Origin of the sequence: Rhizobium sp. PEPV16 (assembly GCF_008919455.1) — a bacterium.
GTDB lineage: Bacteria > Pseudomonadota > Alphaproteobacteria > Rhizobiales > Rhizobiaceae > Rhizobium > Rhizobium leguminosarum_Q.
Genome location: NZ_VSZV01000310.1, coordinates 200,661 through 204,185 on the forward strand (window position 1 = coordinate 200,661; position 3,525 = coordinate 204,185).

Consider the following 3,525-nt stretch of genomic DNA (forward strand, 5'->3'; position numbering starts at 1 on the left):
GAGGCAGGAAATCGTGCGGAGGAGATGTGGTCAAGCTCAAACGCGGCACGCACACGGCCTATTCGGAGGCATCCTCGCTGCGGCTCAGGGCGGCGTGGCTCTATTACAACGAGGGCCTGACCCAGAAGGACGTCGCCGAACAGCTCGGCATCAGCCGCACGACGGTGATCCGCCTGCTCGACGAGGCGATGAAGCGCAGCGAAGTCCAGATCTGGATCAACGATTCCATCGGCGACTGCGTTGAACTTTCGGTGAAGCTGGAGCGCGCCTACGGCCTCGACGAGGCGATCGTCGTCCCTGCGCCGGTCAATGGCGACGTCAATTCGCTGGCTAAAAATGTCGGCCTGGCGCTTGGCCAGTTCCTCTCCGAAGCCATCCCCGACGACTATACCATCGGCGTCGGCTGGGGCCGCACCATGACCGCCTCGCTGTCGAGCTTCCGGCCGCCGCGCCGCGCCAATTGCAAGGTCGTCTCGCTGCTCGGCGGCATCGTCGCCGTCCATCAGACGAACCCGATCGATTACACATGGCGGCTGGCAAATCAGCTCGGCGCCGAATGCTACATGTTCCTGGCGCCGCTTCTCGTCGATTCCATCGAGACCAAGCGCAATCTGATCGAGAAATGCGGGCTGGATACGATCTACCGCCTCGCCGAGAACCTTGATCTGGCGATCGTCAGCTGCGGCGATATCGGCCCGCATTCGACCTCGCTGTCGGAGGGCTGGATCTCGAAGGCCGAGCTGCAGGAACTGATCGATGCCGGCTGCGTCTGCGACACGATGTTCAACTTCCTCGACAAGGACGGCAATTCGGTCGACCACTCGATCAATCGGCGCGTCATGTCCGTCGATCTCGACACGCTGAAAGAGGCAAAGCACATCGTGCTCTCCTCCGGCGGCGCCCATCGGGCCGTGGCGATCCGTGCGACGATCAAGCGCATCGGCTGTAACACGCTGATCACCGATGAAAGTGCTGCACGGGCGTTGCTGGGACTGGCCGAGACATCACTGCCAGCTTCTTCTCCCCAGCGAGGAGAAGTGCCGGAGCGATGAGCGGCGACACGCCGCTCCGCCTGGGAACCCCCTCAGGCGTGCGCCGATTCCCAGCCGAGCATCGCCCGTTTGCGGGTGAGGCCCCAATGGTAGCCCGTCAGTGCCCCGTTCTTGCCGAGCGCCCGATGGCAAGGCACCACGAAGGAGATCGGGTTTGCCCCGACCGCCGCACCTACGGCGCGCTGCGCCGTCGGCCGGCCGATATCGTTGGCGATATCGGAATAGGTGACGGCCTTGCCGAACGGGATCTTCAGCAGGCTCTCCCAAACACGCACCTGGAAGTCCGTGCCGATCAACACGACGCGCAGCGGCTGGTCCGAGGACCACTTGCCGGGCTCGAAGATGCGGGCGGCATAGGGAACCGTCGCCTGCAGGTCTTCGACATAACAGGCGTTCGGCCAGCGGCAGGTCATATCCTCGAGGCAGGCCCTCTCGTCGCCAGAATCACTGAAGGCAAGGCCGGCAAGGCCGCGGTCGGTCACCATGATCAGCGCCACGCCGAAGGGGCAGATGTGGAAGCCGTAGCGGATGGTGAGGCCGCCGCCCTTCGCCTTCCATTCGCCGGGCGACATCGCCTCATGGGTGACGAAAAGGTCGTGCAGGCGGCTCGGCCCGGAAAGGCCGACCTCGATCGAGGTCTCGAGCAGCGGCATGTCCTCCTTGCGCAGCAGCCGCTTGGCGTGATCCAGCGTCACCGCTTGCAGAAAGCCCTTGGGCGACAGCCCGGCCCAGCGGGTGAAGGTCTTCTGCAGCTGGGTCGGCGACTGGTTGAGCCGCGCCGCGATCGCCTCCAGCGAAGGCTGGTCGCGGTAATCCTCGGTGATGAGCTCGATCACCCGACGGACAATGTCATAATCAGGGCCGTCAGGCGTGATGTCTGTCTGCAGGTTGGCAATCATGTTCATCGTCTTTCTCCTTGTAACAAGGAGATAGTCAATAGGGGATAAGCAAACCACCCGATTCTTGCGCATCCGCTGGATAGAGCAATGCCAGGAAAAGTGCGAAGCGGTTTTCCGTCCGGAATTGCGTAAAAACAAAAGCTAGAGCGGTTCTGCGCTTCCGTGAAAAGCTGAACCGCTCTAGCTCAGATCCGCTGCTTGACCGTCGCCAGCGCTCCTTTGAAGGCCTTGGCGAAGCTTTCGCGATCATCGGGATTGAGGAAGGAGCCGATATCCGTGCGCCGGCCTTCGCCGAAGATATGCATGGAAAGGATGCCGATCTCCTGGTGCCGGCGAACGAGGAAGCGCGTCCAGAACGGATTGAAATGATGCTCCACCATCCGTCCCGAGGGCGCAAACTTGCGCACCGACACATCCGTGCGCGATACTGTCACCTGTTCGCGCGCTTTCCCGGAGCGGTAATTCAGCCAGAAGGCGCCGTAGAGAAGCAGAAAATCCACTCCGAAGAACAAGCCGATCGGCCAGGCCCCCGTCGCGATGAAGAACGTGCCGTAAAGCAAGCAGACGGCACCGGATAGGGCAAGCAGCACCTTGAAGCCCCGGCGGCCGAGCGACCGGTGGGGAAAGAGCTCGGCAGCGAAAACAGGCTGCTCATTGAAGCTGTCGGCGTTGCTTTCCGTCATGGCTGCTGATTATAGAGTTTCCATGGCGAATCCGAAACTCAAATCCGTTACCAAGACGCCGCAGGGCGCGAATGTGATCGCCCGCCGCAAGCCGGCGGCCGCGGTGCGCACGGCCTATTCGCTGGCCGAGCGCGAGGAGATCTTCCGCCGCTTCTCGGTGCAGCGGCCGGAACCGAGAGGCGAGCTCGAGCACACCAACCCCTTCACGCTCGTCGTCGCCGTGGCACTTTCGGCGCAAGCGACCGATGTTGGCGTCAACAAGGCGACGCGCGCGCTCTTCAAGGTCGCCGATACGCCGGAAAAGATGCTCGCTCTCGGCGAAGAGCGGCTGCGCGATTACATCAGGACGATCGGCCTCTATCGCAACAAGGCGAAAAACGTCATCGCGCTCTCGCAGATGCTGGTCGACCAGTTCGGCGGCAAGGTGCCGGAGACCCGCGAGCAACTGGTGAGGTTGCCGGGCGTCGGTCGCAAGACCGCCAATGTCGTGCTTTCCATGGCCTTCGGCCAAGCGACGATGGCCGTTGACACGCACATCTTCCGCATCGCCAATCGCATCAGGCTTGCCCCCGGCAAGACGCCCGACGAGGTCGAGGCGCGGCTGATGAAGGTGATCCCGAGCCATTACCTCTATCACGCCCATCACTGGCTGATCCTGCACGGGCGCTACACCTGCAAGGCGCGCCGGCCCGAATGCGAGCGCTGTATCATCGCCGATCTCTGCAAATCGCCGGAGAAGAGTTGGGATGTGCCGGCGCCGCTGGTCGAGCTACCGCCGCAGATGATCGGCGAGGCCGTCGAGTAGAACAGCGATCGCCTGCTCGTAATGCCGCCTTTCGGCGCCCGCCTCGATCGCGATCACCGCGCGATCGAAGGCTGCCGATAGCAGCG

Annotated in this window: 4 protein-coding genes and 1 pseudogene; 2 read left to right on the forward strand and 3 right to left on the reverse strand. The window is 62.8% G+C overall.

Annotated elements, in window-relative coordinates; translation table 11 throughout:
- The first annotated feature begins 26 nt into the window (after positions 1–26).
- Positions 27–1,052 carry a sugar-binding transcriptional regulator gene (locus tag FY112_RS18000; protein ID WP_017962183.1) on the forward strand — a complete coding sequence of 342 codons (1,026 nt, stop codon included), beginning with the start codon at positions 27–29 and terminating at the stop codon, positions 1,050–1,052.
- A gap of 32 nt (positions 1,053–1,084) precedes the next feature.
- On the opposite strand, the gene FY112_RS18005 is transcribed toward FY112_RS18000, so the two are convergent.
- Together FY112_RS18005 and FY112_RS18010 are read right to left on the reverse strand one after the other, a co-directional pair.
- The gene (locus FY112_RS18005; RefSeq protein ID WP_026158894.1) at positions 1,085–1,957 is read right to left on the reverse strand and encodes a bifunctional helix-turn-helix domain-containing protein/methylated-DNA--[protein]-cysteine S-methyltransferase; all 873 of its coding nucleotides are present in this window, start codon (positions 1,955–1,957) and stop codon (positions 1,085–1,087) included.
- A 179-nt stretch (positions 1,958–2,136) separates the two neighbouring features.
- A complete protein-coding gene (locus FY112_RS18010; protein ID WP_017962185.1) occupies positions 2,137–2,634 on the reverse strand; it encodes a DUF2244 domain-containing protein in 498 nt (165 codons plus the stop codon).
- Here FY112_RS18010 and nth point away from each other — a divergent pair.
- Positions 2,633–3,439 carry an endonuclease III gene (nth, locus tag FY112_RS18015; RefSeq protein WP_181018239.1) on the forward strand — a complete coding sequence of 269 codons (807 nt, stop codon included), beginning with the start codon at positions 2,633–2,635 and terminating at the stop codon, positions 3,437–3,439. The two genes, FY112_RS18010 and nth, sit on opposite strands and share 2 nt — an antisense overlap.
- Here the strand turns inward: nth and FY112_RS37895 are convergent.
- Positions 3,404–3,525: pseudogene (locus FY112_RS37895) on the reverse strand (TetR/AcrR family transcriptional regulator); the annotation flags it as partial. The gene nth and the pseudogene FY112_RS37895 overlap by 36 nt on opposite strands.